This is a genomic window from Streptomyces sp. NPDC002588 (assembly GCF_040295925.1).
Taxonomy (GTDB): domain Bacteria; phylum Actinomycetota; class Actinomycetes; order Streptomycetales; family Streptomycetaceae; genus Streptomyces.
Genome location: NZ_JBEOWF010000008.1, coordinates 26,953 through 49,547, shown reverse-complemented (window position 1 = coordinate 49,547; position 22,595 = coordinate 26,953). Strand labels below are relative to the sequence as shown.

General features: G+C 70.3%; 21 protein-coding genes. 10 read left to right on the top strand and 11 right to left on the bottom strand.

All coding sequences use genetic code 11. The annotated features are described in order from the left end of the window. Window positions 1-176: 176 nt before the first annotated feature. Window positions 177-3,638: a DNRLRE domain-containing protein gene (locus ABT057_RS10910; RefSeq protein WP_352342233.1), complete on the top strand. Its 3,462-nt coding sequence runs from the start codon at window positions 177-179 to the stop codon at window positions 3,636-3,638. Window positions 3,639-3,713: 75 nt separating this feature from the next. Here the strand turns inward: ABT057_RS10910 and ABT057_RS10905 are convergent, their stop codons facing one another. The 4 genes from ABT057_RS10905 to ABT057_RS10890 form a co-directional block, all read right to left on the bottom strand. Further along, window positions 3,714-4,211 (bottom strand): hypothetical protein, encoded by a 498-nt coding sequence (locus ABT057_RS10905; protein ID WP_352342232.1) that lies wholly within the window; start codon window positions 4,209-4,211, stop codon window positions 3,714-3,716. Between the two features lie 110 nt (window positions 4,212-4,321). Continuing rightward, window positions 4,322-4,585: a TM2 domain-containing protein gene (locus ABT057_RS10900; protein WP_352342230.1), complete on the bottom strand. Its 264-nt coding sequence runs from the start codon at window positions 4,583-4,585 to the stop codon at window positions 4,322-4,324. A 284-nt stretch (window positions 4,586-4,869) separates the two neighbouring features. Beyond that, window positions 4,870-5,271, bottom strand: coding sequence for a DUF2752 domain-containing protein (locus ABT057_RS10895; RefSeq protein ID WP_352342229.1), 402 nt, complete (start codon window positions 5,269-5,271; stop codon window positions 4,870-4,872). Beyond that, window positions 5,264-5,728: a TM2 domain-containing protein gene (locus ABT057_RS10890; RefSeq protein WP_352342227.1), complete on the bottom strand. Its 465-nt coding sequence runs from the start codon at window positions 5,726-5,728 to the stop codon at window positions 5,264-5,266. The genes ABT057_RS10895 and ABT057_RS10890 overlap by 8 nt, the downstream gene beginning before the upstream one ends. 210 nt (window positions 5,729-5,938) lie before the next feature. On the opposite strand from ABT057_RS10890, the gene ABT057_RS10885 reads away from it, so the two are divergent. From ABT057_RS10885 to ABT057_RS10865, 5 genes are all read left to right on the top strand, one after another. Then, on the top strand, window positions 5,939-6,349 hold the full coding sequence (locus ABT057_RS10885; RefSeq protein ID WP_352342225.1) for a VOC family protein: 411 nt from the start codon (window positions 5,939-5,941) through the stop codon (window positions 6,347-6,349). A 93-nt stretch (window positions 6,350-6,442) separates the two neighbouring features. Continuing rightward, window positions 6,443-6,850 (top strand): hypothetical protein, encoded by a 408-nt coding sequence (locus tag ABT057_RS10880; RefSeq protein WP_352342223.1) that lies wholly within the window; start codon window positions 6,443-6,445, stop codon window positions 6,848-6,850. 5 nt (window positions 6,851-6,855) lie between these two features. Beyond that, window positions 6,856-7,368 (top strand): thiol-disulfide oxidoreductase DCC family protein, encoded by a 513-nt coding sequence (locus ABT057_RS10875; RefSeq protein ID WP_352342221.1) that lies wholly within the window; start codon window positions 6,856-6,858, stop codon window positions 7,366-7,368. Window positions 7,369-7,378: 10 nt separating this feature from the next. Next, complete coding sequence (locus tag ABT057_RS10870; protein WP_352342219.1) at window positions 7,379-8,185, top strand: TetR/AcrR family transcriptional regulator; 807 nt, start codon at window positions 7,379-7,381, stop codon at window positions 8,183-8,185. A gap of 165 nt (window positions 8,186-8,350) precedes the next feature. Continuing rightward, on the top strand, window positions 8,351-9,886 hold the full coding sequence (locus tag ABT057_RS10865) for a DUF4331 domain-containing protein (protein WP_352342218.1): 1,536 nt from the start codon (window positions 8,351-8,353) through the stop codon (window positions 9,884-9,886). 82 nt (window positions 9,887-9,968) lie between these two features. Here ABT057_RS10865 and ABT057_RS10860 read toward each other — a convergent pair whose 3' ends face one another. Next, window positions 9,969-12,386, bottom strand: a complete 2,418-nt coding sequence (locus ABT057_RS10860) for an MMPL family transporter (protein WP_352342512.1) — start codon at window positions 12,384-12,386, stop codon at window positions 9,969-9,971. A gap of 165 nt (window positions 12,387-12,551) precedes the next feature. Here ABT057_RS10860 and ABT057_RS10855 point away from each other — a divergent pair, with 165 nt between their 5' ends. After that, a complete protein-coding gene (locus tag ABT057_RS10855) occupies window positions 12,552-13,277 on the top strand; it encodes a response regulator transcription factor (RefSeq protein ID WP_352342216.1) in 726 nt (241 codons plus the stop codon). Further along, window positions 13,274-14,722, top strand: coding sequence for a sensor histidine kinase (locus tag ABT057_RS10850; protein WP_352342214.1), 1,449 nt, complete (start codon window positions 13,274-13,276; stop codon window positions 14,720-14,722). Before ABT057_RS10855 ends, ABT057_RS10850 begins: the two co-directional genes overlap by 4 nt. A gap of 89 nt (window positions 14,723-14,811) precedes the next feature. Here ABT057_RS10850 and ABT057_RS10845 read toward each other — a convergent pair whose 3' ends face one another. The 4 genes from ABT057_RS10845 to ABT057_RS10830 all read right to left on the bottom strand — a co-directional run bounded on the left by ABT057_RS10845 (window position 14,812) and on the right by ABT057_RS10830 (window position 18,619). Then, window positions 14,812-15,216, bottom strand: coding sequence for an ATP-binding protein (locus ABT057_RS10845; protein WP_352342213.1), 405 nt, complete (start codon window positions 15,214-15,216; stop codon window positions 14,812-14,814). Between the two features lie 153 nt (window positions 15,217-15,369). Continuing rightward, on the bottom strand, window positions 15,370-16,923 hold the full coding sequence (locus tag ABT057_RS10840) for an ABC transporter substrate-binding protein (RefSeq protein ID WP_352342211.1): 1,554 nt from the start codon (window positions 16,921-16,923) through the stop codon (window positions 15,370-15,372). Window positions 16,924-17,136: 213 nt separating this feature from the next. Then, entirely contained in the window at window positions 17,137-18,375 is a 1,239-nt protein-coding gene (locus tag ABT057_RS10835; protein ID WP_352342210.1) for a metallophosphoesterase, read from the bottom strand. 4 nt (window positions 18,376-18,379) lie between these two features. After that, a complete protein-coding gene (locus ABT057_RS10830) occupies window positions 18,380-18,619 on the bottom strand; it encodes an SCO4848 family membrane protein (RefSeq protein WP_352342209.1) in 240 nt (79 codons plus the stop codon). On the opposite strand from ABT057_RS10830, the gene ABT057_RS10825 reads away from it, so the two are divergent. Further along, window positions 18,558-20,024: a D-alanyl-D-alanine carboxypeptidase gene (locus ABT057_RS10825; RefSeq protein ID WP_502973853.1), complete on the top strand. Its 1,467-nt coding sequence runs from the start codon at window positions 18,558-18,560 to the stop codon at window positions 20,022-20,024. The genes ABT057_RS10830 and ABT057_RS10825 overlap by 62 nt on opposite strands. On the opposite strand, the gene ABT057_RS10820 is transcribed toward ABT057_RS10825, so the two are convergent. After that, the gene (locus ABT057_RS10820) at window positions 19,978-20,925 is read right to left on the bottom strand and encodes a YihY/virulence factor BrkB family protein (protein WP_352342205.1); all 948 of its coding nucleotides are present in this window, start codon (window positions 20,923-20,925) and stop codon (window positions 19,978-19,980) included. The two genes, ABT057_RS10825 and ABT057_RS10820, sit on opposite strands and share 47 nt — an antisense overlap. A 154-nt stretch (window positions 20,926-21,079) precedes the next feature. Here ABT057_RS10820 and dprE2 point away from each other — a divergent pair, with 154 nt between their 5' ends. Next, a complete protein-coding gene (gene dprE2, locus ABT057_RS10815; protein ID WP_352342204.1) occupies window positions 21,080-21,841 on the top strand; it encodes a decaprenylphospho-beta-D-erythro-pentofuranosid-2-ulose 2-reductase in 762 nt (253 codons plus the stop codon). 8 nt (window positions 21,842-21,849) lie between these two features. Here the strand turns inward: dprE2 and ABT057_RS10810 are convergent, their stop codons facing one another. Continuing rightward, complete coding sequence (locus ABT057_RS10810; RefSeq protein ID WP_352342202.1) at window positions 21,850-22,428, bottom strand: 2'-5' RNA ligase family protein; 579 nt, start codon at window positions 22,426-22,428, stop codon at window positions 21,850-21,852. Window positions 22,429-22,595: the final 167 nt, after the last annotated feature.

Below are 22,595 nucleotides of genomic sequence, written 5' to 3'. Positions count from 1 at the left end.
ACCTTCAACTAGGCAAAGTCTCCGGCGACTTGGGCCATTTGGCGTCGTTTCCCGGTGATTCACTGCTGCCCCCGTTCAAGTACGTCCGGTAACCGCCGCATGTTCATCACAGGGTGACGACAGGACCTTCATAAGTCATCATCGGCTGCCTGGATGGGGGAAGGGGAACTCGCCCGATGACGCGCACCTGGCGTCGCAGACCCGGCCGACGGGCCACTGCGACCCTGCTCGCGACCGCGGTCGCCACGACGGGAATCGTCTATGCCGGGTTCCGGCTGGACGACGATGGGCCACACGAGGCGGCCGGCCGGGGCCCGAAGACGGTCACCGAGACCGCCGCGCTCGCACAGGCCGCCCGGACCGGCCGGAAGGTCGAGGTGACGGCCGCTCGCACAGCCAACTCCACGACATGGGCCCGGCCTGACGCCCAGATGGAGAAGCGGCTGTACTCCTCCCCGGTCCGCGCCAGGGTCGACGGCGAGTGGAAGCCCATCGACTCCACCCTGCAGCGGACGAAGGACGGCTGGGAGCCGAAGGCCACCAACACCCGGATGGTGTTCTCGGCCGGCTCCGGCAGGAGCGGCGGGGAGTCGTCCGAGGCTCGGGCCTCGCGCTCGGGTGTGCAGCGCGTCTCCCTGGTGAAGTCCGCGGCCGCGGACTCCGGAACTCCGCTGGTCACGCTGTACGTCGACGGCGGCGCCGCGATCCAGCTGACCTGGCCCGGCCCGGTGCCGACCCCGATCGTCGACGGTGAGCGGATCCTGTACCCCGAGGTGTTCCCGGGCGGCGACCTGGTGCTGACGGCTGATGACGACGGGTTCGGCCAGGTGGTCGTGCTGAAGAACCGTCAGGCGGCCGCGGATCCGCATGTGCGGCAGCTCGTCTACGGTCTGCACTCCGCCGATCTGACGTTCCGGCTGGATCCGCTGACGGGTGTGGTCAGCGCCCTGGACGCGGACGGCGACGAGGTCGCGCTCTCACCGACTCCCCTGATGTGGGACAGCAGCGGCGCACCCGCCGTCACCGACGGCGGGGTGGGCGCGAGCGCCCAGCCGACCGCCCCGGAATCTCCGGAGCCGACCGTCACCGCAGGGACATCGGCTTCCGCCACTCCCAGCGCGTCCGAGGAAGAGGTGCCCGAATCGGACGAGCAGAGTGACGGCGACGAGGAGAGTCTCCCCCCGGCCACCGACGATCCCGTGACCGTGTCGGAGTCGCCGCTGCCGTCCGCTCCCGCGGCACCCACACCGGCGCCCTCGCAGACCGGATCGGCCGCGACCCTGTCCCTGCCGTCGCTGAACGGCCCGTCGCCCGACTCCCGTGGCGAGTTGGTCGAGGCCGATCTGTCCTCGGGGCAGTGGGCCCTCACTCCCGATCAGGATTTCCTGAACGACCCGGCGACCACCTACCCCGTCTTCGTCGACCCGTCGGTCAAGAAGCACGTCCAGAACTGGACCACCGCCTACGACCGGCACCCCAACGCCACCTTCTACAACGGCAAGGGCTTCAACAAGGGCGGAACCCAGGAGGCCCGCGTCGGCTTCGAGTCCGACACCTGGGGCACCTCCCGGTCCTTCTTCAACATCGACTTCGACAAGGACCTCAAGGGCACCAAGATCACCAGCGCCAAGCTGTACATGCTGGAGACCTACTCCTGGTCCTGCCAGGACCGCTCGATGAGCGTGCACCTCACCGGCGCCATCAACAGCCACACCAACTGGAAGAACGCGCCCAAGCTGCACGACGGCAACAAGCTGGTCACCAAGAGCTTCGCGCACGGCTACAAGTCCAGCTGCCAGAACGCCTACGAGAGTTTCGACGTCAAGAGCGGCGCCCAGAAGGCCGTCGACAAGGGCCAGGACACGATCACCTTCGGCCTGCGGGCCCGCGACGAGAAGTCGCAGTACGCATGGAAGAAGTTCCAGGCCAACGGTGACTACCCGCCCTACCTGCAACTGGTCTACAACCGCGCCCCGGTGATCGTCAGCAACTCCCTCGACCTCGATCCGGACGGCAGGTGCACCACCAGCACACCGTACGTCCGCATGGGCTCCGGCGATCTGACCTTCACCTCGAAGGCCACCGACAAGGACGGCAACCTCAACTACTTCGACTTCGACCTGTGGCCCACCGGCAAGTGGGACACTACCGGTGACCTGCTGAAGACCACCGGCAAGGTGTCGACCGGGGCGGACGGCGGTGTCGCTCTGCGGACCACCCAAAAATTCTCCACCAGCAGTCTCAAGGCCGGAACCACCTACTCGTGGCGTGTCCGCGCCGTGGACGACGCAGGCGTGACCTCGCCTTGGTACCCGAAGACTCCCTGCCGGTTCGTCCTCGACACCACCGCTCCCAAGTCGCCGGTGGTCGAGTCCGCGGATTACCCCGACGCGGACAGCGAACACAACGGCTTCGGCGTGGGCACCGACGACAGCCAGTGGTCCACCAAGAAGTTCGGCACCCCCGGCTCCTTCACCTTCCGCGCCCTCGACGTCGACGTCGTCCGCTACGAGTACGGGTTCAACTCCGCCACGTACACCGGCAGTCTGGCCCGCACCAACGGGGCGGCGGTCACCGTCAAGGGCACCGTCACCAACGCCAAGCCGCCGACCGCCGGCCCCAACGTGCTCTACGTCCGGACCGTCGACAGCGCGGGCAACGTCTCCGAGGCCACCAAGTACTTCTTCTACGTCACCCCGCGCGACCAGGCCGACAGCGCCGGGGACTTCACCGGTGACGGCCTGCCGGACATGATGGCGGTCACCGACGCCGGGATGCTCGCGCTGTACCCGTCGCAGGCGGACAAGGACGATCCTGACAAGGGCATCGGGGACCTGGACTACTCCATGGCGGGCGCCTACCAGGCCAACCCCGACAAGGATCCCAACGGTGACGACCTGCCGCCGTACGTTCCGGCACCCAAGGGGCACTTCAACGGCGCCCTGATCACCCACAACGGCGACATCTACGGCGGCGACGGCCTCCAGGACCTCGTCGTGCGCCTCAAGGACAAGCTGTGGGTGTATCCGGGCGACGGGTACGGCGCGGTCGACATCGACAGGCGCCAGCAGATCCTGCTGCCGTCCAACGCCCCTAGCCCGGACACCTTCACCCAGATCGTCGCCGCCGGCGACATCACGGGCGACGGTCGCACCGACTTCCTCGCCACCGTCGGGGATGCGCTGTGGGCGTTCACCGGCTACCACGGGGCCACCGTCGACCAGGCCGTCCGCCTGACCACCACCCCCTGGGCGAACCGGGACCTCGTCACCGTCATGGACCTCAGCGGTGACAAGGTCGCCGACATCGTCTACCGGTCCGACGACTCCGGACGGCTGCTGCTGCGCAAGGGCATCGCCGCGAGCGGCGGCGGTGTCGATCTCAACTCGCTGGCCGCCGCGGCGAACTCCTCGGGCGGTGCGGACACCGTGTACGGCACGTCCGGCTGGGCCAGCAGCGACATTCCGTTCCTCATGGGCACGCCCGACGTCACCGACGACGGCATCCCCGACGTCTGGACCGTACGGTCCGACGGGTCGGTCCGCCTGTACGCCGGCAGCAGGACGGCGCTGTCCGGATCCGGGTCGGAGATCATCGGTGTGAACGACTACTGGCAGAAGCGCATCGCCATCGGCTGACGTGGCGCAGCGGCGCAACACACCGTGCAGGGGCCCGGACTCCGCTGGAGTGCGGGCCCCTGCGGCGTGGTCCGGTCAGATGTGTGCCCTGATCTGGCGTACCGGGTGTCCGAGGACGGCGCCCAGGGCGGTCAGTTGCTCGTCGGTGAACCACACGTGTTCCGGGTTCCACACGGCTATCTCGAAGCGGGCGAAGCCGCAGGGCCAGTCGTAGTGGAGGGCGTCCAGGGTGGTGGCCGTGTCGCAGCAGGGGACGACGGTGGCGAGGGTGGGGAAGCCTGTTTCGCAGTGGGTCTCGAGGAGGTCCAGGAACCAGGTGACGGGGATCTGCGCGGCGCAGTGGGGGCAGGTGATGCGTTCCAGGTTGTCGCCCGCGTCGACGGGGGTGGGGGCGTCGTACCAGTCGACATCGATCTGGAGGTCGGGGTCGGGGGCGGGGGCGTTGCCGGGGGCGAGGCCGTCCGGGTCCTCGTGGCTCAGCTGCCGGGCGAGGGTCACCGTGCGGTCGGCCGCCTGCTGGGTGGGCTGCCAGTGCGGGTCCGTGGGGATGACGGAGAGGATGTCTTCGCTCATGGGGGGATGGTCCGTTCCGGCCGGTGCACGTGTACGGGTACGGCGAGGGCCCCGCTCCCAGGAGGTGGTCCTGGAGGAGAGGGGCCCTCGCCGTGGAAGGCGTGGCGGTGTCAGCCGCGCAGGATGCGGCCCTGCTTGTCCGTGCGGTCGTTGCTCGTGAGGAACAGGATGCCGTCGATCAGGGACCAGAGGCCGAGGCCGCCGCAGGTGAACAGCTGGGCGATGCCCACGCCGACCGAACCGACGTAGAAGCGTCCGATGCCGAGGCCGCCCAGGAAGATCTGGAGGATACCGGCCACGATCTTGGACTTGTCGGAGTACGGGCGGCCCAGCGGGTCGACGCCGTAGGGGGCCTCGGGGGTGGGGACGGTCATGAGAACTGCTCCTGGGTGACTTCGAGAGACCGGAGCCGGCTTGCTCCGGACGGGGAGTCCAGGAGGGATGCGACGCGATGTTCACCTGCGTCGATCGACGTCGACGCGCAAGCCCGTGCATGGCGTCGACCACGCGCGGACTTCCCCCCTGTGGTCCGAGAGCCTAGGGAGACCGGTGAGGCAAAAGGGAGTAGCTGGGACTGATCGTTCCTGTTCCGTGATCAAAATCCGCCAACTCCCGCTTCGTTCGAGACGTCCGGGGATGGGGTGTAAACCCGGGGCCGCTAGAAGACGTTGCGCACTGCCGTCCAGGTGACCGCGATGCCGAGGACGACCGCCAGGCCCCGTCGGCTGAGCTTCGGGTGCCAGCTGCGGCCGTGCAGGCCCTCCCAGATCCAACGGGCCAGGAGTGCGAGCGCGTACGGGGAGGCCAGGAGCAGGACGCGGTTGTCCAGCCAGGCCTGGGCGAAGTCGCCGTGCATCAGGTCGTACGCCATGCGGGTGCCGCCGCAGGCCGGGCAGAGCAGGCCGGTCACCAGGCGGAACGGGCACTGGGGCAGGATGTGGCCGCCGTCGTGCGGGTTGGTGACGTAGAGGTAGGCGGAGCCCGCCGCCCCGGCGGCGAGCACCGCGAGGGGTGCCGCCGCCGGGTGCCGCGGTGTGAACGGGCGGGCCGCTTCAGCCACGCAGGATCCGGCCGTTGCCGTCGGTCGTGTTGTTGCCGGTCAGGAGCATGATCCCGTCGATCAGCGCCCAGATGCCGAGGCCGCCGCAGGTGAACAGCTGGGCGAGGCCGATGCCGACGTTGCCGATGTAGAACCGGCCGACGCCCAGGGTGCCCAGGGTCAGCTGCAGGATGCCGGCGACGATCTTGGACTTGTCGGAGTAGGGGCGCCCGTAGGGGTCGTAGCCGTACGGGGCGTTGGGGTCGCCGGTGTAGGTGCCGGGCGGGGCGTAACCGGGAGCGGCGTAGCCGCCCTGCGGGTAGCCGCCCTGCGGCGGGGGCTGCTGACCCTGCTGGGGGTAGCCGTAGGGGCCGGCCTGGCCGCCCGGCTGACCGCCGTACGGGCCGGGGCCGCCGGCGTTGGGGTAGCCGTACCCGGGCTGGGGCGGCTGCTGGGGCTGCTGCGGCTGTTCGGACAAGGCGAGTTCTCCCCGTATCGGTTCGTTTCGGATGAGCGGATGAGCGGCTTGCAGGACGAGTGCAAGTCATCTTGCAGCAGAAAACCGGCCCTGGTGAAGCCAGGGTGGGTTTGGCATGTTTTTCTGCCCCCGCGCAACCTCCTGCGCCAACCGTACGAGCCGCCGCCGACAATCACCGGCTCGCGTCCGCCGAGCACCTATTCTGACGGTATGTCAGATGACGAGTCCTACGAACTGCTCGGGTTCGACAACGTGCTGCTGCCCGTGGGTGACCTCGCCGAGGCCGTGAGCTTCTACGAGCGGGCCGGGTTCGCGGTGGCGTTCCGCTTCGACGAGGGCGGGATCGCGCTGCTGAAGGTCGGGGGCGAGACGCCGGGGATCCTGCTCCGCCGGGAGGAGGCGCTCGGGCATCGGCCGCCGCCGTGGGCTTCGCCCCGGGTGTGGCTGGAGGTGCCGGACGCGCGCGTGGCGGCCCGGCGGCTGGCCGCCGCCGGGATCGCGCCGCTCGATCCGCCGTCCTCCGTCACGACCGGATGGACGGTCGAGGTCGCGGACCCGTGGGGGAACGTGCTCGGCTTCACGGACTACACCAAGCGGCCGGAGCTCGGGCGGAGGACGTGACGCACCTCCCACGCCGGTGAGTTGAACACGTTCAAAAGCAGGGGCTACAGTCACTCCCGTCAGCTTTTGAACGCGTTCAAAAGGGGTGGGAACATGGACCTCACGGTCATCGCCTACGTCATCTACCTGATCGTCAGCATCGGACTGACCATCTGGGTCGCCCGCACGCTCAGCCACAACGGACGGGTCTTCCTCTCCGACGTGCTGCGAGGGAACGAGAAGCTCGCCGACGCCGTCAACCACCTCCTGGTGGTCGGCTTCTACCTCGTCAACCTCGGTTTCGTCGCCCTCTACCTGAGCGGCGACGACCACCTCGAGGACACCCGCGGCGTCTTCGAGGCCCTGTCGACCAAGCTGGGCGTGGTGCTGCTCGTCCTCGGCGTGATGCACCTGGGCAACGTGTACCTGCTCAACAAGATCCGGCGGCGCGGTGTCATGGAGCGGGAGCAGGTCCCGCCGGTCGCCCCGCAGGCCTGGACCGCCCCTTCGGCCGGCGCGTGACCGGCATGGCCCACGCACCGAAGACCGTCGACCGGGACGCCGTCCGCGTCCCGGTTCGCCGGCTCACCGTCCTCTACGACGCCGGCTGCGCGCTGTGCGGCTTCGTACGGGACTGGCTGGAGCGGCAGCCGCAGCTGGTGCCGCTGGATCTGGTCGCGGCCGGGTCCGAGGAGGCCGGCGCGCGGTTTCCCGGGCTCGACCACCGCGCCACCCTCGAGGAGATCACCGTCGTGGGGGACGGCGGCCAGGTCTACCGGGGCCCCGCCGCCTGGATCGTCACCCTGTGGGCGCTGCGCGAACACCGGCCCCTCGCCCACCGCCTCAGCACCCCCGCCGGGGCGAAACTCGCCAGGGGCGCGGTGCTGGCCGCCGCGAGGTGGCGCGGGGCGCAGCGGGGCGGCGGCCCCGGGTGGGGCGGAGGCGCGTACCACGCGGCGGACGGGTGGTCCTTCGACCCGCACCACGGCTGGACGTTCACCCCGCCCTCCTGTGCCGACGGCGCCTGCGCCACTGACTAGGCTCTCGTCCGTGTCCGCCAACACCGCCAACGAGCAGCCCGCCGACGACGAGTCGCCCGGCGGCGAGAGCCCCGGCACCAGGGGCCCCGCCGAGCCGCACCCCGCGTCGCACGCGTCGCCCGTCTCCAAGTCCGAGCAGACCCGCGCCCTGATCCTGGAGACGGCGATGCGGCTGTTCCAGGAGCGCGGGTACGACAAGACGACGATGCGGGCCATCGCGAAGGAGGCCGGGGTCTCGGTAGGGAACGCCTACTACTACTTCGCCGGCAAGGAGTGGCTGATCCAGGGCTTCTACGACCGCCTCGCCGCCGAGCACCGGGAGGCGGTCCGCGGCATCCTGGCGCGGGAGACCGGCTTGGAGGCCCGGCTGTCGGGCGTCCTGCGGACCTGGCTGGACGTGGCGGAGCCGTACCACGAGTTCGCGGTGCAGTTCTTCAAGAACGCCGCCGACCCGGACAGCCCCCTCAGTCCCTTCTCGGCGGAGTCGGAGCACGCGCGCCTGGAGGCGATCGCCGTCCACAAGGAGGTGCTCGCGGGTTCGAAGGCGAAGGTGCCGGAGGAACTGCGCGAGGTGCTGCCCGAGTTGATGTGGCTCTCGCAGATGGGTCTCGTCATGTACTGGATCTACGACCGTACGGAGGGCCGCGAGCGCAGCTACCGGCTCGCGGACCGGGGCGCGCGCCTCACCGCGCGGGGTGTGGCGCTGTCCCGGTTCCGCGTGCTGCGCCCCCTCGTCCTGGAGGTCCACGAGCTGTTCACGGACTTCCTGCCCGGCATGACCAACGCCCTTCCGGACCCGAAGAAGAAGCGGACCTAGGGCGTGTTTCGAAAGTAGCGTCGTCTGCCCTAAGGGCAGGCCTGGTCGAGATCAATCGACAGATCCACCGATAGGTCGGTCAGATCAGTCAATATTCACCAATCCGCAGGGACGACCGTTCCGAATCCTCCAGCGTCAGGGAAGTTGGCATGGAGGACGGACGGTATGACACCTATCTCCAGGAGCGGTACGGGGCGCAGGGGCCTCGCGACCCTCATCGCAGGTGCACTGGCCGCCGGGGGACTCGCAGCCGCCGGTGTGGCCACGCTGGAACCGGGGGCGGCCTACGCCTCCAGTCACCGGGAGGCCCCGCTGATCTCGGGACAACCCCGGTACGACAACACGGACGTGTACGCCTTCGTGAGTCCGGACAGTCCGAAGACGACGACGATCATCGCGAACTGGATCCCCTTCGAGGACCCGGCGGGCGGCCCGAACTTCTACACGTTCGCGGACGACGCCCAGTACGACATCCACATCGACAACAACGGTGACGCGCAGGGCGAACTGCTGCTGCGCTACACCTTCAAGACGCACACGAAGTCGAAGAAGACGTTCCTGTACAACACGGGCCCGGTCACCAGCCTGGACGACCCGGACCTGAACGTCACGCAGACCTACGACATCGAGCTGTTCAAGCTGCACAACCAGAGTGTCGTGTCGAAGACGAAGCTCGCCGACGACATCCCGGTGGCACCGTCGAACGTCGGCAAGGCGTCGATGCCGGACTACGGCACGCTGCGCCGGCAGGCCGTCCGTAGGCTCGCCGACGGCGCCCGGACGTTCGCCGGCCAGGCAGACGACCCGTTCTTCCTGGACCTGCGCGTGTTCGACCTGCTGTACGGCGGGGACCTCTCCGAGGTCGGCAACGACACCCTCAAGGGCTACAACGTCAACTCGGTCGCCCTGCAACTGCCCACCGACATGATCACCGAGTCGGCGCACCAGCCGGTCGTCGGCATCTGGTCGACCACCCAGCGAAAGAACGCCCAGGGCTACTACGAGCAGGTCTCGCGCCTGGGCAACCCGCTGGTCAACGAAGTCGTCAACCCGCTGAAGGACAAGGACACGTTCAACGCGTCCTCGCCGTGGAACGACGGCCAGTTCCTGAAGAACGTGACCAACCCCGAGCTGCCGAAGCTCATCGAGGCCGTCTACAAGATCAAGGCGCCCGCGGAACCGCGCAACGATCTCGTCGACGTCTTCCTCAAGGGCGTCAAGGGCCTCAACCGGCCGCCGAACGTGCGACCGGCGGAGATGCTGCGCCTGAACACCTCGATCAAGCCGGCCGCCGAGCCGAAACGGCTCGGTGTGCTCGACGGCGACAAGGCGGGCTTCCCGAACGGGCGCCGGCTCACCGATGACGTCGTGGACATCGCGCTGCAGGTCGTCGAGGGCGAGCTGGTCGGTTCCGAGAACGACCTGGGTGACGCGGTCGACGCCAACGACCAGCGGTTCGGCGACTCCTTCCCCTACCTGGCCGAGCCCGTGGCGGGTTCGCGAGGCCCGCTCGCGAAGGGCACGACCGGTGGCAACGACGTCCTCAACCAGGTGGGCGACGCCCTGCAGCCGGCCGGCTCCGCCGACGGCATGCGCAACACCGGCCTGATCGCCGCGTCGGCGGCCTCGGGCGCGGTGGGGATCCTGCTGATCGGCATGGGTCTGGCGTGGTGGCGGCGGCGCGTGCAGCGCCCGAACTGATCGGCACCGCACGAGCGGCGAGAGACGACGAGAGAGGGCGGGAGTCGGCGAGAACGACTCCCGCCCTCTTCTTCCGGGGCCCTCAGTTCACCTCGGACACCTCCGGCAGCTCCACGTCGTACACCAGCGGCTCGCCGTCCACCGTCACCTGGCGGGCATGCGCGGCATACGACGATGCCGTCGTCGACAGGAGATAGGTGCCCGGTGCCGGGACGGAGAGGATGTAGGAGCCGTCGGCCAGGGAGGTGACGCGGTCCAACTGCCGGCCGCCCGTGGTCAGAAGGGTGACCGAGGCGCCCTCCACCGGGTCGCCGGACGTGTCCCGAACCAGGCCGTGGACGACCGTGGAGGAACCGTCGCCCGCGGTGACCGTGTCCCGCTCGGCCACCGCCGCCGCCTCCTCCTTCGGCTCCACCGCCAGGTGCGGCAGCCGCTTCTCCAGCCAGACCGGCAGCCACCAGTTGGAGGCGCCCAGGAGGTGCATCGCGGCCGGTACCAGTGCGGTGCGCAGGATGAACGCGTCCAGCGCGACCGCCGCCGCGAGGCCCACGCCCGCCATCGCACCGCCGGAGTTGCCGCTCAGGACGAACGCGAGGAACACACAGACCATGATCAGAGCCGCGGAGTTGATGACCCGGCTGGTCTCCGCCAGACCGACGCGCACCGCGCGCGCGTTGTCCCTCGTGTGCACCCATTCCTCGTGCATCCGGCTGACCAGGAACACCTGGTAGTCCATGGACAGGCCGAAGAGGAGCGAGAGCATGATGACGGGCAGGAAGGCGTTGATCGGGCCCTCCTTGCCGAGGCCGAGCAGGTTCAGGCCCCAGCCCCACTGGAATACGGCGACGAGGACGCCGAAGGAGGCGGCGGCCGCGACCAGGTTCATCACGGCGGCCGTCAGCGGCACCACCAGGGAGCGGAAGGCGATCAGCAGGAGCAGGAAGCCCAGGCCGATGATCGTCGCGATGAAGAGGGGGAGGCGGTCGCCGGTGACCGTGGCGAAGTCCTTGGAGACCGCGGTGACCCCGCCGACGTGCGCCTCGGCTCCCGCCCCGGGGATGACGTCGTCACGCAGCCGGTCGATGAGGGTGTCCGTCTGTTCGGACTGGGGCGAGGTCGTGGGGACCACCTGGATGACGGTGACGCCACCGGCGGGCGGCAGCGCGGTGGCCCGGGCCACGCCGGAGGTGTCCTCGATGCCCTTGACCAGGGCGTTGGTGTCACCGCCCTGGACCACGACCTGGAGGGGGCCGTTGAAGCCCGGCCCGAAGCCCTCGGCGAGCAGGTCGTAGGCCTTGCGGGTGGTGGTGGAGGCGTCGTCGTTGCCCTGGTCGGTGGCGCCCAGGTGCAGCGACAGCACGGGGATCGCGAGGACGGCCATGACGGCCAGCGCGAGCGCCGCGATCGTGCGGGGACGCCGCTGCACGCCCGCCGACCAGCGGGCCGCCGGGCCGCTCGTCTTCTCCTCCTCGGGTCCCTCGGCGGCCAGCCGCCGGCGCTGCCTGCGGCTGAGCACGCGCGTGCCGAGGAAGCCCAGCAGGGCGGGCAGCAGGGTGGTGGCGGCGAGGACGCTCAGGACGACCGTCAGGGAGGTGCCGATGACGACGCCGTCCAGGAAGCGCAGGTTGGTCACCAGCATGCCGGCGAGGGCGATGCAGACCGTGCCGCCCGCGAACAGCACGGCCCGGCCGGAGGTGTTGAGGGCGGTGACCGCGGACTCCTCGGGGTCGGCGCCGCGCAGGATGCCCTTGCGGTGCCGGGTGACGATGAACAGGGCGTAGTCGATGCCGACGCCCAGGCCGATCAGGGAGGACAGCAGCGGCGCCAGGTCGGGGATGTCGGTGACATGGCTGAGCAGCTGGGTGCCGAACAGGCCCATGCCGACGCCGAAGACCGCCACGGCGAGCGGCAGCAGCATCGCGAAGAGCGAGCCGAAGGCCAGGAACAGGACGACCGCGGCGGCGGCGAGGCCGACCATCTCGGCGAGCCCGGTGGGCGGCTCCTGTACTCGCTGGATGGCCTGGCCGCCGAGTTCGACCTCCAGGCCGTCGCGTCCGGCGTCCCGCGCGGTGTCGACCACGTCCTGCACGAGTTCCTTGGGTACGGCGTTCGCCTGGTCGGCGAAGGTGATCTGGGCGTACGCGATCGAGCCGTCCGGGCTGATCTGCCCCGCGCCCTGCTCGCCCGCGTAGGGGCTGGTCACCCCGCCGACGCCCTTCATGCCCGCTATCTCGTCCAGTGCGGGCTGGATGCGGGCCCGTACCGCCTGGTCCCGGACCGTGCCCTCGTCGACCTTCCAGACGACCGTGTCGGTGTCACCCGCGCGCGCGGGGAACGCCTTCTCCATCAGGTCGTATGCCTTCTTGGAGTCCGTGTCGGGGAGGGAGAAGACGTTCGCGTAGTCCGTTCCGGCCGACGAGGCCGAGAATCCCAGTCCGAACAGTGCCCCCAACCACACCAACAGGACCACCAGCCGGTGCCGGTAGCACCAGCGTGCCAATGCCGCCACGATCAAACTCCTCACGCCGAATCGGTCGGTCCCCCCAGGTCCTGGGCAACAGCATCGACGGCGGCACGCGTGCGTGGGCCCGAAGTTCCATGACTCTCAAGGAACTCCAAAGCGCGGACCGGACCGATTGTCAGTGGGGCCGCCGATACTGGGTGCATGTCGACGGCTCCCGGCACCGTGCTGGTCGTGGAGGACGAGCCGAGCATCGCGGACGTCCTCGCCATCGCGCTGCGCTACCACCGCTTCGAGGTCATGACCGCGGGCACGGTCCGTGACGCCCTCGCCCTCGCCGGCCGCACCCGGCCCGACGTCGCGCTGCTCGACGTCATGCTGCCGGACGGCGACGGGCGGGCGCTCGGGCGGGAACTGCGCGCGCGCAGACCGGAACTGGCGGTGGTGTTCCTCACCGCGCGGGACGCGCCCGGGGAGATCGTCGGCGCGCTCGGCTTCGGCGACGACTACATCACCAAGCCGTTCGACATCGACGTGGTCGTCGCCAGGATCACCGCGGTCCTGCGCCGCACCCTCCCCCAGGCTCGCACCGGCTCGCGCGGGGACACCCCCACGGCGGACGTCCTGCCGCAGCGTCCGCCCCTGCGCTACGCCGACATGGAGCTGGACGAGACGACGTACAGCGTGCACCGCGCGGGCCGCACGGTCGAGCTGACCCCCACGGAGTACGCGCTGCTGCGCTTCCTGGTGCGCAACGGCGGCCGGATCGTGCCCAAGGAGCAACTCCTGCGCCACGTGTGGCAGTACGAGCACACCCCGCCGGAGTCCACCGTCGTCGAGACCTACATCAGCTATCTGCGCCGCAAGCTGGACGCTCTGGGAGCGCCGGTGATCACCACGCGGCGCGGCGTGGGATACGGGCTGGTGTGAGGTTCCCGCACCGTGGCCGGGGGCTGCATTCCCTGCGCGTGAAGCTGACGCTGGCCAATGTGGCGTTGCTCGCCATCGGCGTGGTCGCGGCGACCGCCGTCAGCCTGATGGGGATGCGGCACTACCTGGTCGGCCAGATCGACACCGAGCTGACCAAGATGCGTGACTCTCTGGGCAGTTCGCGGCTCACGCTGCGGGACATCGACTCGCTGAGCGTGCTGGGCGTGGTCCGCGACCGGATCGCGCCGAACGGCCCGGACGACCGGCCGGCCCCGGACTCGATCTTCACCGCCGTCGACGCCCGCGGCACGGCCCTCACCCTCTTCGACGTCGAACCCACCGCGGCCCAACGCGCCCTCGCGAAGGCGGTGGCCGACCCACGGGCCCTCGCCGCCGCCCCCGCACCACGCGATGTGACGGTGCACGGGGCGGCGTACCGGGTGACCGCGACACGGCTCGCCGACGGACCCTATGTACTGCTCGCCACCTCCACCGAGGCCCTGCACCGGGGCATAGCCAAGGCCCTCCGGCTCGATCTCGCCGTGGGCACCCTGCTGCTGGCGCTGCTGGCCTGTCTCACGCTGTTCAGTGTGCGGCGGCGGATGCGGCCGCTGGAGGACATGGTGGAGACGTCGTCGGCGATAGCCGAGGGCGACCTGACCCGGCGGGTGCCCTCCAGCCGGGAGGCCACGCTGGAGGTCGAACAGCTGCGGCTGGCCCTGAACTCCATGCTCCACCAGGTGGAGACCGCGTACCGGACTCGCGAGGACAGCGCGGCCCAGCTGCGCCGGTTCGTCGCGGACGCCTCGCACGAGCTGCGCACCCCGCTGTCCGCGATCCGCGGCTATCTCCAGCTGTACGACCAGGGGATGCTGCGGGAGCCGGAGGAGCGCAAGCGGGCCTGGGACCGGATGAACGGCGAGGTGGACCGCATGGGCCGGCTGGTCGACGAGCTGCTCACCCTGGCCCGTCTCGACCAGCGGCCCGAACTGCGGCTGCGGAACGTGGACGTGAGCCGGCTGGTGCGGGACGCCGCCGAGGACCTGCGGGCGCAGCAGCCCGGGCGGCCGGTCACGGTGGACGCGGCGGGGTCGCTGCTGGTGTGGGCGGACGAGTCGGGGCTGCGGCAGGTGCTGGGGAACCTGGTGGCCAACGTGCGGACGCACACGCCCGCCGAGGTCCCGGTCCGGCTCGCCGTGTCGCGCTCCGACGACGTCGTACGGCTGTCGGTGGCGGACGAGGGGCCGGGGCTCGGGAAGGAGGAGTCGGCGCGGGTCTTCGACCGGTTCTTCCGCGCGGGCGGCGGCGCGGGCAGCGGGCTGGGCCTGGCGATCGTGCAGGGGGTGGTGCGGGCGCACGGCGGCGAGGTGGGTGTGCGGACGGCACCGGGCGAGGGGCTCGAGGTGACGGTGGAACTGCCGCCCCGGCCGAAGGCCTGCGTCTGAAGCCCGCGTCCGAGGCCCGGAGGGCGGTAGGGCATCGCCGGGGAGGAGCGCGGGCTTCGCGCACACGATGCCTCGTTCCTGCTCACCGGTCAGGAACGGCCGGCCACCACCAGGGCCCAGACGGTCTTGCCGTGCCGGCCCCTGCTCCACACGCCCCATGCGGTCGCGATGTGTTCCACGAGGTGCAGGCCGCGGCCCTGTTCGTCCCACTCGGTGACCGACCGGGGCAGGGGCTCCTGCCGGCCCTCGTCGGAGACCTCGACGAGACAGGAGCCGTCCGCGAGCGCGGTGACCGCCACCTCGAACTCCCGCTCCTGGGGCGGGCTGTGGCGGATGACGTTGGTGGCGAGCTCGGACACCAGGAGGCAGGCGTCGGCCAGCGCCGGATCGTCCGGGGCGTGGCCCCACTCGGCCAGATGGTCCCGGACCCGGCGCCGGGCCAGGCCGACGGATGCCGGGTGCCGGGGCAGCCGGAAGGAGTTGCGTCTCAGCACGTCTGCTCCTCACCCCGTGCACACCGCCGCCACATGGTGGCGCGTCGGGTGCCTGCCCGGTGGCACGGGGGCGCATGCCCGACCGACGGGATCAAGCCCGTCGGCCGGGTCCTGGATGGCTCGGAACCGGTTCGGTGGACCGACGCGGGTCGGTCAGATCCAGTTCAGCGACCACAGCCGGAAGACACCGTTGCCATCCGCCAGGTACTGGCCGCCGCCGACGTCCGACGTGGTGACGACGTACTCCTTGCGCTGCCACAGCGGGATCACCGGCACGTCCTCGGCGATGACCTGCTGGAGGTTCTTGAAGTCGTCGGTGACCTGGCTGCGGTCGGCGTACTGCTGGCTCTCCTTGATGTACCCGTCGACGCGCTTGCTGCTGAAGCCGGTGTTCATCGTGGAGTCGGTGCCGACGAGCGGTCCCGCGAAGGTGTCGGGGTCGGGGTAGTCGGCGACCCAGCCGACGGCGTACGCGTCGAGCTTGCCGCCGGCCCAGCGCTTCTGGAAGTCGGTCCACTCGTAACCCTTGACGTTCACCTGGAACAGTCCGCTGGCCTCCAGTTGCCGCTTGAGCTCCTTCGCCTCGTCCGCGGCGGCGCCGCTGCCGATGCCGTAGCCGTAGGTGAACTTGACCGGGATGCTGACGCCGGCCCCCTCCAGGAGCTTGCGGGCCTTCTCGGAGTTCTGGTCCGGGTAGTTGTCGAAGAAGGAGGTGGTGTGGCCGGTGAGGCCCGCCGGGATGAGCGAGTACAGCGGGTCGACGGTGCCGTCGTACACCTTCGTGGCCAGTTGCTCGCGGTCGATCAGCCAGGCCATCGCCTTGCGGACGGCGGTCAGGTGCAGCGGCGAGGAGGCACGGGTGTTGAAGTACAGGTTGCGGGTATCGGAGCTGTCGGCCTCGCTGACCCGCTGGTCGGGGTCACTTGCGTTGAGGGAGGACAGGACCGTCGGCGGCAGCTGACGGGTGGCCACGTCGACCTGCTTGCCCTCCCAGGCCTTCTCCAGGGCGTCGGGGTCTGCGTAGTAGCGCAGCGCGATCGGCGCACCGGACTTCACCGCGCCCTTGTAGCGCGAGTTGGGCTCCAGGTCGACCCGCTTGCCCTTCGTGTACGACTTCAGCGTGTACGGGCCGGTGCCGTCGACGGAGTTGCCGCTGCGCAGGCCGTCCGCGGGATAACGGGTGTCGTCCACGATCGAGCCGGCGCCGGTGGCCACCTTGAACGGGAAGGTGGCGTCCGGTGTGGTCAGGTGGAAGGTGACCTTGAGGTCCTTGGCGTCCACCGACTTCAGGGTGGAGAGCAGTGAGGACGGACCGACATCGGAGTTGATCTTCTTGACGCGGTCGAAGGAGAACTTCACGTCCTCGGCGGTCACCTTGCGGCCGCTGGGAAAGGTGAGGTCGTCGCGGAGTTCGCAGGTGTACGTCGTCAGGCCGCCCTTGGCGAAGGAGCAGCTCTTGGCGGCGTCCGGGACGGGTGCGACCCCGCCGGGTGCGTAGGTCAGCAGCGACTGGTAGACGTTGCTGAACAGCGCCCAGGAACCGGCGTCGTAGGCGCCCGCCGGGTCGAGTGAGGTGATGGTGTCCGTCGTGCCGACCGTGATGGTCGCCTCGCTGTCATGATCCGACGGCAGCAACTGCCAGCCGCCCACCCCGATGACCGCGAGAACCAGCAGCGTCACGAGGATCCGCATGCGAACTGATCGCATGGTGATGTCCTGCCCTCCCCGGGCACACTGAAGAGCCCAGTAATACACAGAAAGCCACTCCCCTTGTGTGGCGGGCTCACCTAATCACACGTGTTTCTCGTGGCGGAAGAGGATTCTGGGTAGATGAGAAAGAACTTACCGCTCCTTACCTGACGCAACGTTTCTGCCGGGTTTCACATCTCGCGCACAGGTATTTTCCGCGGTTTCTCCGCGTCAGGCCGCGCCTGACTCCAGCTCGATCACCGTGATGTCCGACGGGGCTCCCACGCGCGTGGGAGGGCCCCAGGCGCCGGCGCCCCGGGAGACGTACAACTGGGTGTCCCCGTAGCGCTCCAGGCCGGCCACGGTCGGGTTCGCGGCCTCGGCGATCAGGCTGCCGGGCCAGAGCTGGCCGCCGTGCGTGTGACCGGAGAGCTGGAGGTCGACGCCGTGGCGTACGGCGTCGTGGATCTGGACCGGCTGGTGGGCGAGGAGCACGCACGCGCGTGTGGTGTCGCGGTCGCCGAGGGCGCGGGAGAAGTCGGGGCCCTGGCCCTCGCTCTCGCCCGCGAGGTCGTTGACACCGGCGAGGTCGAACCAGGGGAGTTCGGTACGGGCGTTCTCCAGGGGGTCGAGGCCGAGCCGCCGCACTTCTTCGACCCATTGTCCGGCGCCGGAGAAGTACTCGTGGTTGCCGGTGACGAAGAAGCTGCCGTGGCGGGCGCGGAGTCGGGAGAGCGGCGCGGCGGCGGGGCCGAGGTCCTTCACGCTGCCGTCGACCAGGTCGCCGACGAGGGCGATCAGGTCGGGCTGGGTCGCGTTGATCGTGTCGACGACCTTCCGCGCGAAGTCCCTGCCGAGGACCGGGCCGAGGTGGATGTCGCTGACGACGGCGATCCGGTACCCGTGGGCGGCCCGCGGCAGCTTCGCGAGTGGGACGGTCACCCGCTTGACCCTCGGGCCGCGCAGCACGCCGTAGGTGCCGTAGCCGACCGTGCCGACGGCAGCCGCGGCGGCAGCGCCGCCGACGACCCGGGAGACGAAGAGACGGCGTGAGGGGGGCTGCTTTTCGGACGAGCTCGGGGGCGTGACCGCCTCCCCCGGGCGCGATGCTCCCGCCGGGACCGGCTCCGGCCGCGGAGCGGGCCGCTCGGCCGGTGTGCGTCTGTCCAGGAACCGCCGCAGCAGGGGCCGTACGGCCTCGCCCGCCACCACCCCGAGCAGCAGGTAGATCGACAGGGCCAGCCACAGGAAGCCCGGCCAGGCCAGGGTGCGCTGGAGCCAGAAGGGGGCACCGGCGCGCTCGGTGACGAGGGCGCCGATCGCCAGGACCCAGCCGCCCGCGATCAGTACGGCGCCGCCGCGGCGGGCCCGGCCGGGGCCCCGCGTCGTGTCGCGGAACAGGCGCCGCCACAGGTACCAGTTGGCCGCGACCAGGATCGCCGGCGCGAACAGTGCGAAGAGGATCACCACCGGGCTATGACGTCCGGCGCAGTGCGCGCAGCCCACGCAACCCGATGGCCCCGATGGCCGTCCCCAATACGAAGGAAACGACGGCGAGCGTCAGGTGGACCCAGAAGTACGCCGTGGGGTGGCCGTCGTCGAAGGCGAGCCCGCTGCTGTCCTTGACCAGGTTTTTGACGAAAGTGACCCAGATGACCCAGCTCCACACCCCGAAGGCGAGCAGGAACCAGGAGAGGGGGCGGCTGAGCTTCATGTTCCCAGTATCGCCGTCGGGTGTCCGGTTCAATGACGGGGGTGGGGAGGGTGATGGGACTTCCCGCCACCTGCCGGGTACGTTCTCCGTCGTGCCCGCACCCATGAAACAGACCGTCAGGCGATCCCTGCTGGTCACCGCAGCCTCCGTCACGTCTCTCGCGTCCCTCGCGCTGACCGCGCCCGTCTCGGCGGCGGCGCCGTCGCCGTCGGGCAGCCCGTCGAGCAGTCCGTCGACCACTCCCCCGGCGAACATGTCCACCGTCGGCGGTGCCCGGCTCGGCCAGGCCGGGACGCAGGTGGCGCTCGCGGGCGGCGCGCCGGTGGTGCCGAAGGACCTCACCGCCCGGTCGTGGATCGTCGCGGACGCCGAGTCCGGCCAGGTGCTGGCCTCGCACAACGCGCACTGGCGGCTGCCCCCGGCGAGCACGATGAAGATGCTGTTCGCCGACACCGTGCTGCCGAAGTTCCCGCGGACCACCACGCACAAGGTCGCGCCGAAGGAACTGGAGGGCATGGGCTCGGGGTCCAGCCTGGTCGGGATAAAGGAGGGCGAGACGTACACCGTCCACGACCTGTGGCTCGGCGTCTTCCTGCGCTCCGGCAACGACGCCGTGCACGTGCTGTCCGCGATGAACGAGGGCGTCGCCAACACGGTCGCGGAGATGAACGAGCACGCCGAGGAGCTCCAGGCCCTCGACACGCACGTGGTCTCCCCGGACGGCTACGACGCCCCGGGCCAGGTGTCGTCGGCGTACGACCTGACACTGGTCGCCCGTTCGGGGCTGCAGAAGAAGGACTTCCGGGAGTACTGCTCGACCGTCACGGCCAAGTTCCCCGGGGAGACGAAGAAGAACAAGAAGGGCAAGAAGGTCCGTGGGTCCTTCGAGATCCAGAACACCAACCGGCTGCTGAGCGGGGACTACGACATCTCGCAGTACCCGGGCATCGCCGGCGTAAAGAACGGAAACACCACCAACGCGGGCGCCACCTTCACCGGCGTCGCCGAGCGGAACGGGCGGGTGCTGCTCGTCACGGTGATGAACCCGGAGAAGAGCGACCACAACGAGGTCTACAAGGAGACCGCCAAGCTGTTCGACTGGGGTTTCAAGGCGGTCGGCAAGGTGACGCCCGTGGGCGAGCTGGTCGCCCCGAAGGGCGCCGCGCAGGCCAGCCCGCAGGCCAGCGCCCAGGCCGGGGCGGACCCCTCGTCGGGAAGCGGCGCGAAGGCCGGGCAGGGCGGCACCTCGCAGCAGCCCGTCGCCGGCGCGGTCGGCCGGGACGGCTCGCGCGGGATGTGGACGGCGCTCGGGATCGCCGGCGGGGTGGTGGTGGTGCTGGCCGCCGGCGCGTTCCTCGTCAACCGCCGCTGGCCGCTGCCGGATCTGGTACGCCGCCGCCGCTGACGCTGTCGCCGTTGGCGCCGTCGCCGCTGACGTCCTCGTCGAAGGCGGTGTCCGGGGCGCTGCCCGTCGCGGTCCACGCGGCGCAGTACAGGACCAGCTTCGAGGTGAAGTTGATCCACAGCAGCAGGGCGATGGGCACGCCGAACGCGCCGTACATGCTCTTCGCCGCCACACCCTGCATGTAGCCGCTCAGCAGCAGCTTCAGCAGTTCGAAGCCGATCGCGCCGATCAGCGCGGCGACGAAGAGGCGGCGGCGGGCCGGCTCGACGCCGGGCAGCAGGGTGAGGACGTACAGCAGGAGCAGGAAGTCGGCGAGAACCGCGATGGCGAAGGCGGCGACGCGCAGCAGGATGCCGCCCCAGCCCGCCTTGTCGATGCCGAGTCCGTCGGCGATCCGGCCGACCAGGGCGGAGGCGACGGTGGAGATGGCGAGGGTGGTCAGGACGGCGCCGCCGAAGCCGACGAGGATGCCCGCGTCCTTGGCCTTGGCCAGGACCGGGTTGTCGTCCTTGTCGGGCAGCTCCCACACCGCGCGCAGACAGTCCCGCATCTGACCGACCCAGCCCATGCCGGTGAACAGCAGGACGGCGCCGGCGATGAGGCCGACGGTGCCGGCGTTCTGGATGAGGCCGTCGATGTCGAGCTGGTCGGAGATGCCGGGAACCTGGTCGGTGATCTTGTTCTGGAGGTTGTTCTGCTGGGACTCGCTGAGGGTGGCGGCGGCGATCGCGGCGGCGAGGGTGATCAGCGGGAACAGCGCGACGAAGCTGACGAACGTCATCGCGGCGGCGAGCCGGGTCCACTTGACGCGGTCGAGGCGCTCGTACGACCGCCACGCGTGCGTGGCCGTGAGCCGGGCGACCACCGGCCCGATTCCGGGAAGCTTCTTCAGCCAGTCCATGATCCGACTCTGCCCCACGTGTGATGGACCGATGTGCGAGTACCCGAAAGCGGATGTGCGAGTACCCGGAAGCGCTCGCCCATTCCGGGTAGCGGGCGAATGTCAGGAAAGCGACGCGACACAACGGGGTGATACGGGCGATACGGTCGTCTCCATGCCCGCTGACGCCTCCGGCCTCCCCCGGTCCCTTCTCGTCCTCGGCGGTACGTCGGAGATCGCGCTGGCCACCGCGCGCCGGCTGATCGCCCGGCGCACCCGCGAAGTGTGGCTGGCCGGCCGTCCCTCCCCCGCCCTGGAGGAGGCCGCCGACGGGCTGCGCGCGCTGGGCGCCGAGGTCCGCACGGTCGCCTTCGACGCGCTCGACACCGACTCCCACGAGACGGTCCTCGACAAGGTCTTCGCCGAGGGCGGCATCGACGTCGTCCTGCTCGCCTTCGGTGTCCTCGGCGACCAGGCGTACGACGAACGCGACCCGTCGGCCGCCGTGCGCGTCGCGCGGACCAACTACACCGGAGCGGTGTCGGCGGGGCTGGTGAGCGCCCGCGCGCTCCAGGCGCAGGGCCACGGCTCGCTGGTCGTCCTCTCCTCCGTCGCCGGGGAGCGTGCCCGCCGCTCGGACTTCATCTACGGCTCCAGCAAGGCCGGCCTCGACACCTTCGCCCAGGGCCTGGGCGACGCGCTGCACGGCACCGGGGCGCACGTCATGGTCGTACGCCCCGGCTTCGTCCGTACCAGGGGGACGGCCGTCCGGCGGGGCACACCGCACCTGGCCACCACGCCGGAGGCGGTCGCGACGGCGATCGAACTGGGGCTGCGGCGGCGCTCGGAGACGGTGTGGGTGCCCGGACTGCTGCGGACGGTGACGGCGACGCTACGACACCTGCCGCGCGCGGTGTACCGCAGGCTGCCGGTGTAGGGCCCTGCTCAGCGCGTGGGCAGCGTGCCGCGGTCGACGCGGGCCGCCTGCGGGGGGACCACCGAGCCGCCGAAGGTGTACTCGCGGAGTTTGCGCCAGACGGCGTCGGCGCCCTGCTCGTGGAGGGAGAAGCCGGTGCAGGACCACTCGGCCTCGTAGTCGGCGAGTTCCTCGAAGGCCCGGTCCATGGCCGCCTCGTCGATGCCGTGCGCGACGGTGACATGCGGGTGGTACGGGAACTGCAGCTCGCGCACGAGGGGACCGGAGGAGTCCCGGACCCGCTGCTGGAGCCAGGCGCAGGCCCCGGCGCCCTCGACGACCTTCACGTACACCACCGGCGACAGCGGGCGGAAGGTGCCGGTGCCGGACAGCCGCATCGGAAAGGGGCGGCCGCTCGCCGCGACCTCGGTGAGATGGGCTTCCACGGCCGGCAGCGCGCTCACCTCGATCTCGGTCGGCGGCAGCAGCGTGACGTGGCTGGGGATGCCGTGAGCCGCGGCGTCGCCGAAGCCCGCGCGCCGCTCCTGGAGCAGGCTGCCGTGAGGCTCCGGGACCGCGATCGACACGCCGATCGTTACGGTCCCCACGTCTTCTCCTCTGTTTTCATCCGTTGTCGTCGTGCCGGTGTCATACCGGGGTCGTGGCGGTTTCGCGCCGGGTTCGTGCCGGGGTCGTGCCGGGTTCGTACTCAGACGTACGGCTATCGACTGTACGGCCACGGCTGTGCTCTGGGCAGGCGCAAGCGAAGTGATGT

Bases quoted from the DNA above. Each gene is read 5' to 3' on its own strand.
- ABT057_RS10910 (WP_352342233.1), top strand. From the start codon at position 177: ATGACGCGCACCTGGCGTCGCAGACCCGGCCGACGGGCCACTGCGACC.
- ABT057_RS10905 (WP_352342232.1), bottom strand. From the start codon at position 4,211: ATGAGCGAAGACATCCTCTCCGTCATCCCCACGGACCCGCACTGGCAG.
- ABT057_RS10900 (WP_352342230.1), bottom strand. From the start codon at position 4,585: ATGACCGTCCCCACCCCCGAGGCCCCCTACGGCGTCGACCCGCTGGGC.
- ABT057_RS10885 (WP_352342225.1), top strand. From the start codon at position 5,939: ATGTCAGATGACGAGTCCTACGAACTGCTCGGGTTCGACAACGTGCTG.
- ABT057_RS10880 (WP_352342223.1), top strand. From the start codon at position 6,443: ATGGACCTCACGGTCATCGCCTACGTCATCTACCTGATCGTCAGCATC.
- ABT057_RS10875 (WP_352342221.1), top strand. From the start codon at position 6,856: ATGGCCCACGCACCGAAGACCGTCGACCGGGACGCCGTCCGCGTCCCG.
- ABT057_RS10865 (WP_352342218.1), top strand. From the start codon at position 8,351: ATGACACCTATCTCCAGGAGCGGTACGGGGCGCAGGGGCCTCGCGACC.
- ABT057_RS10855 (WP_352342216.1), top strand. From the start codon at position 12,552: ATGTCGACGGCTCCCGGCACCGTGCTGGTCGTGGAGGACGAGCCGAGC.
- ABT057_RS10840 (WP_352342211.1), bottom strand. From the start codon at position 16,923: ATGCGATCAGTTCGCATGCGGATCCTCGTGACGCTGCTGGTTCTCGCG.
- ABT057_RS10825 (WP_502973853.1), top strand. From the start codon at position 18,558: ATGACCCAGCTCCACACCCCGAAGGCGAGCAGGAACCAGGAGAGGGGG.
- ABT057_RS10830 (WP_352342209.1), bottom strand. From the start codon at position 18,619: ATGAAGCTCAGCCGCCCCCTCTCCTGGTTCCTGCTCGCCTTCGGGGTG.
- ABT057_RS10820 (WP_352342205.1), bottom strand. From the start codon at position 20,925: ATGGACTGGCTGAAGAAGCTTCCCGGAATCGGGCCGGTGGTCGCCCGG.
- dprE2 (WP_352342204.1), top strand. From the start codon at position 21,080: ATGCCCGCTGACGCCTCCGGCCTCCCCCGGTCCCTTCTCGTCCTCGGC.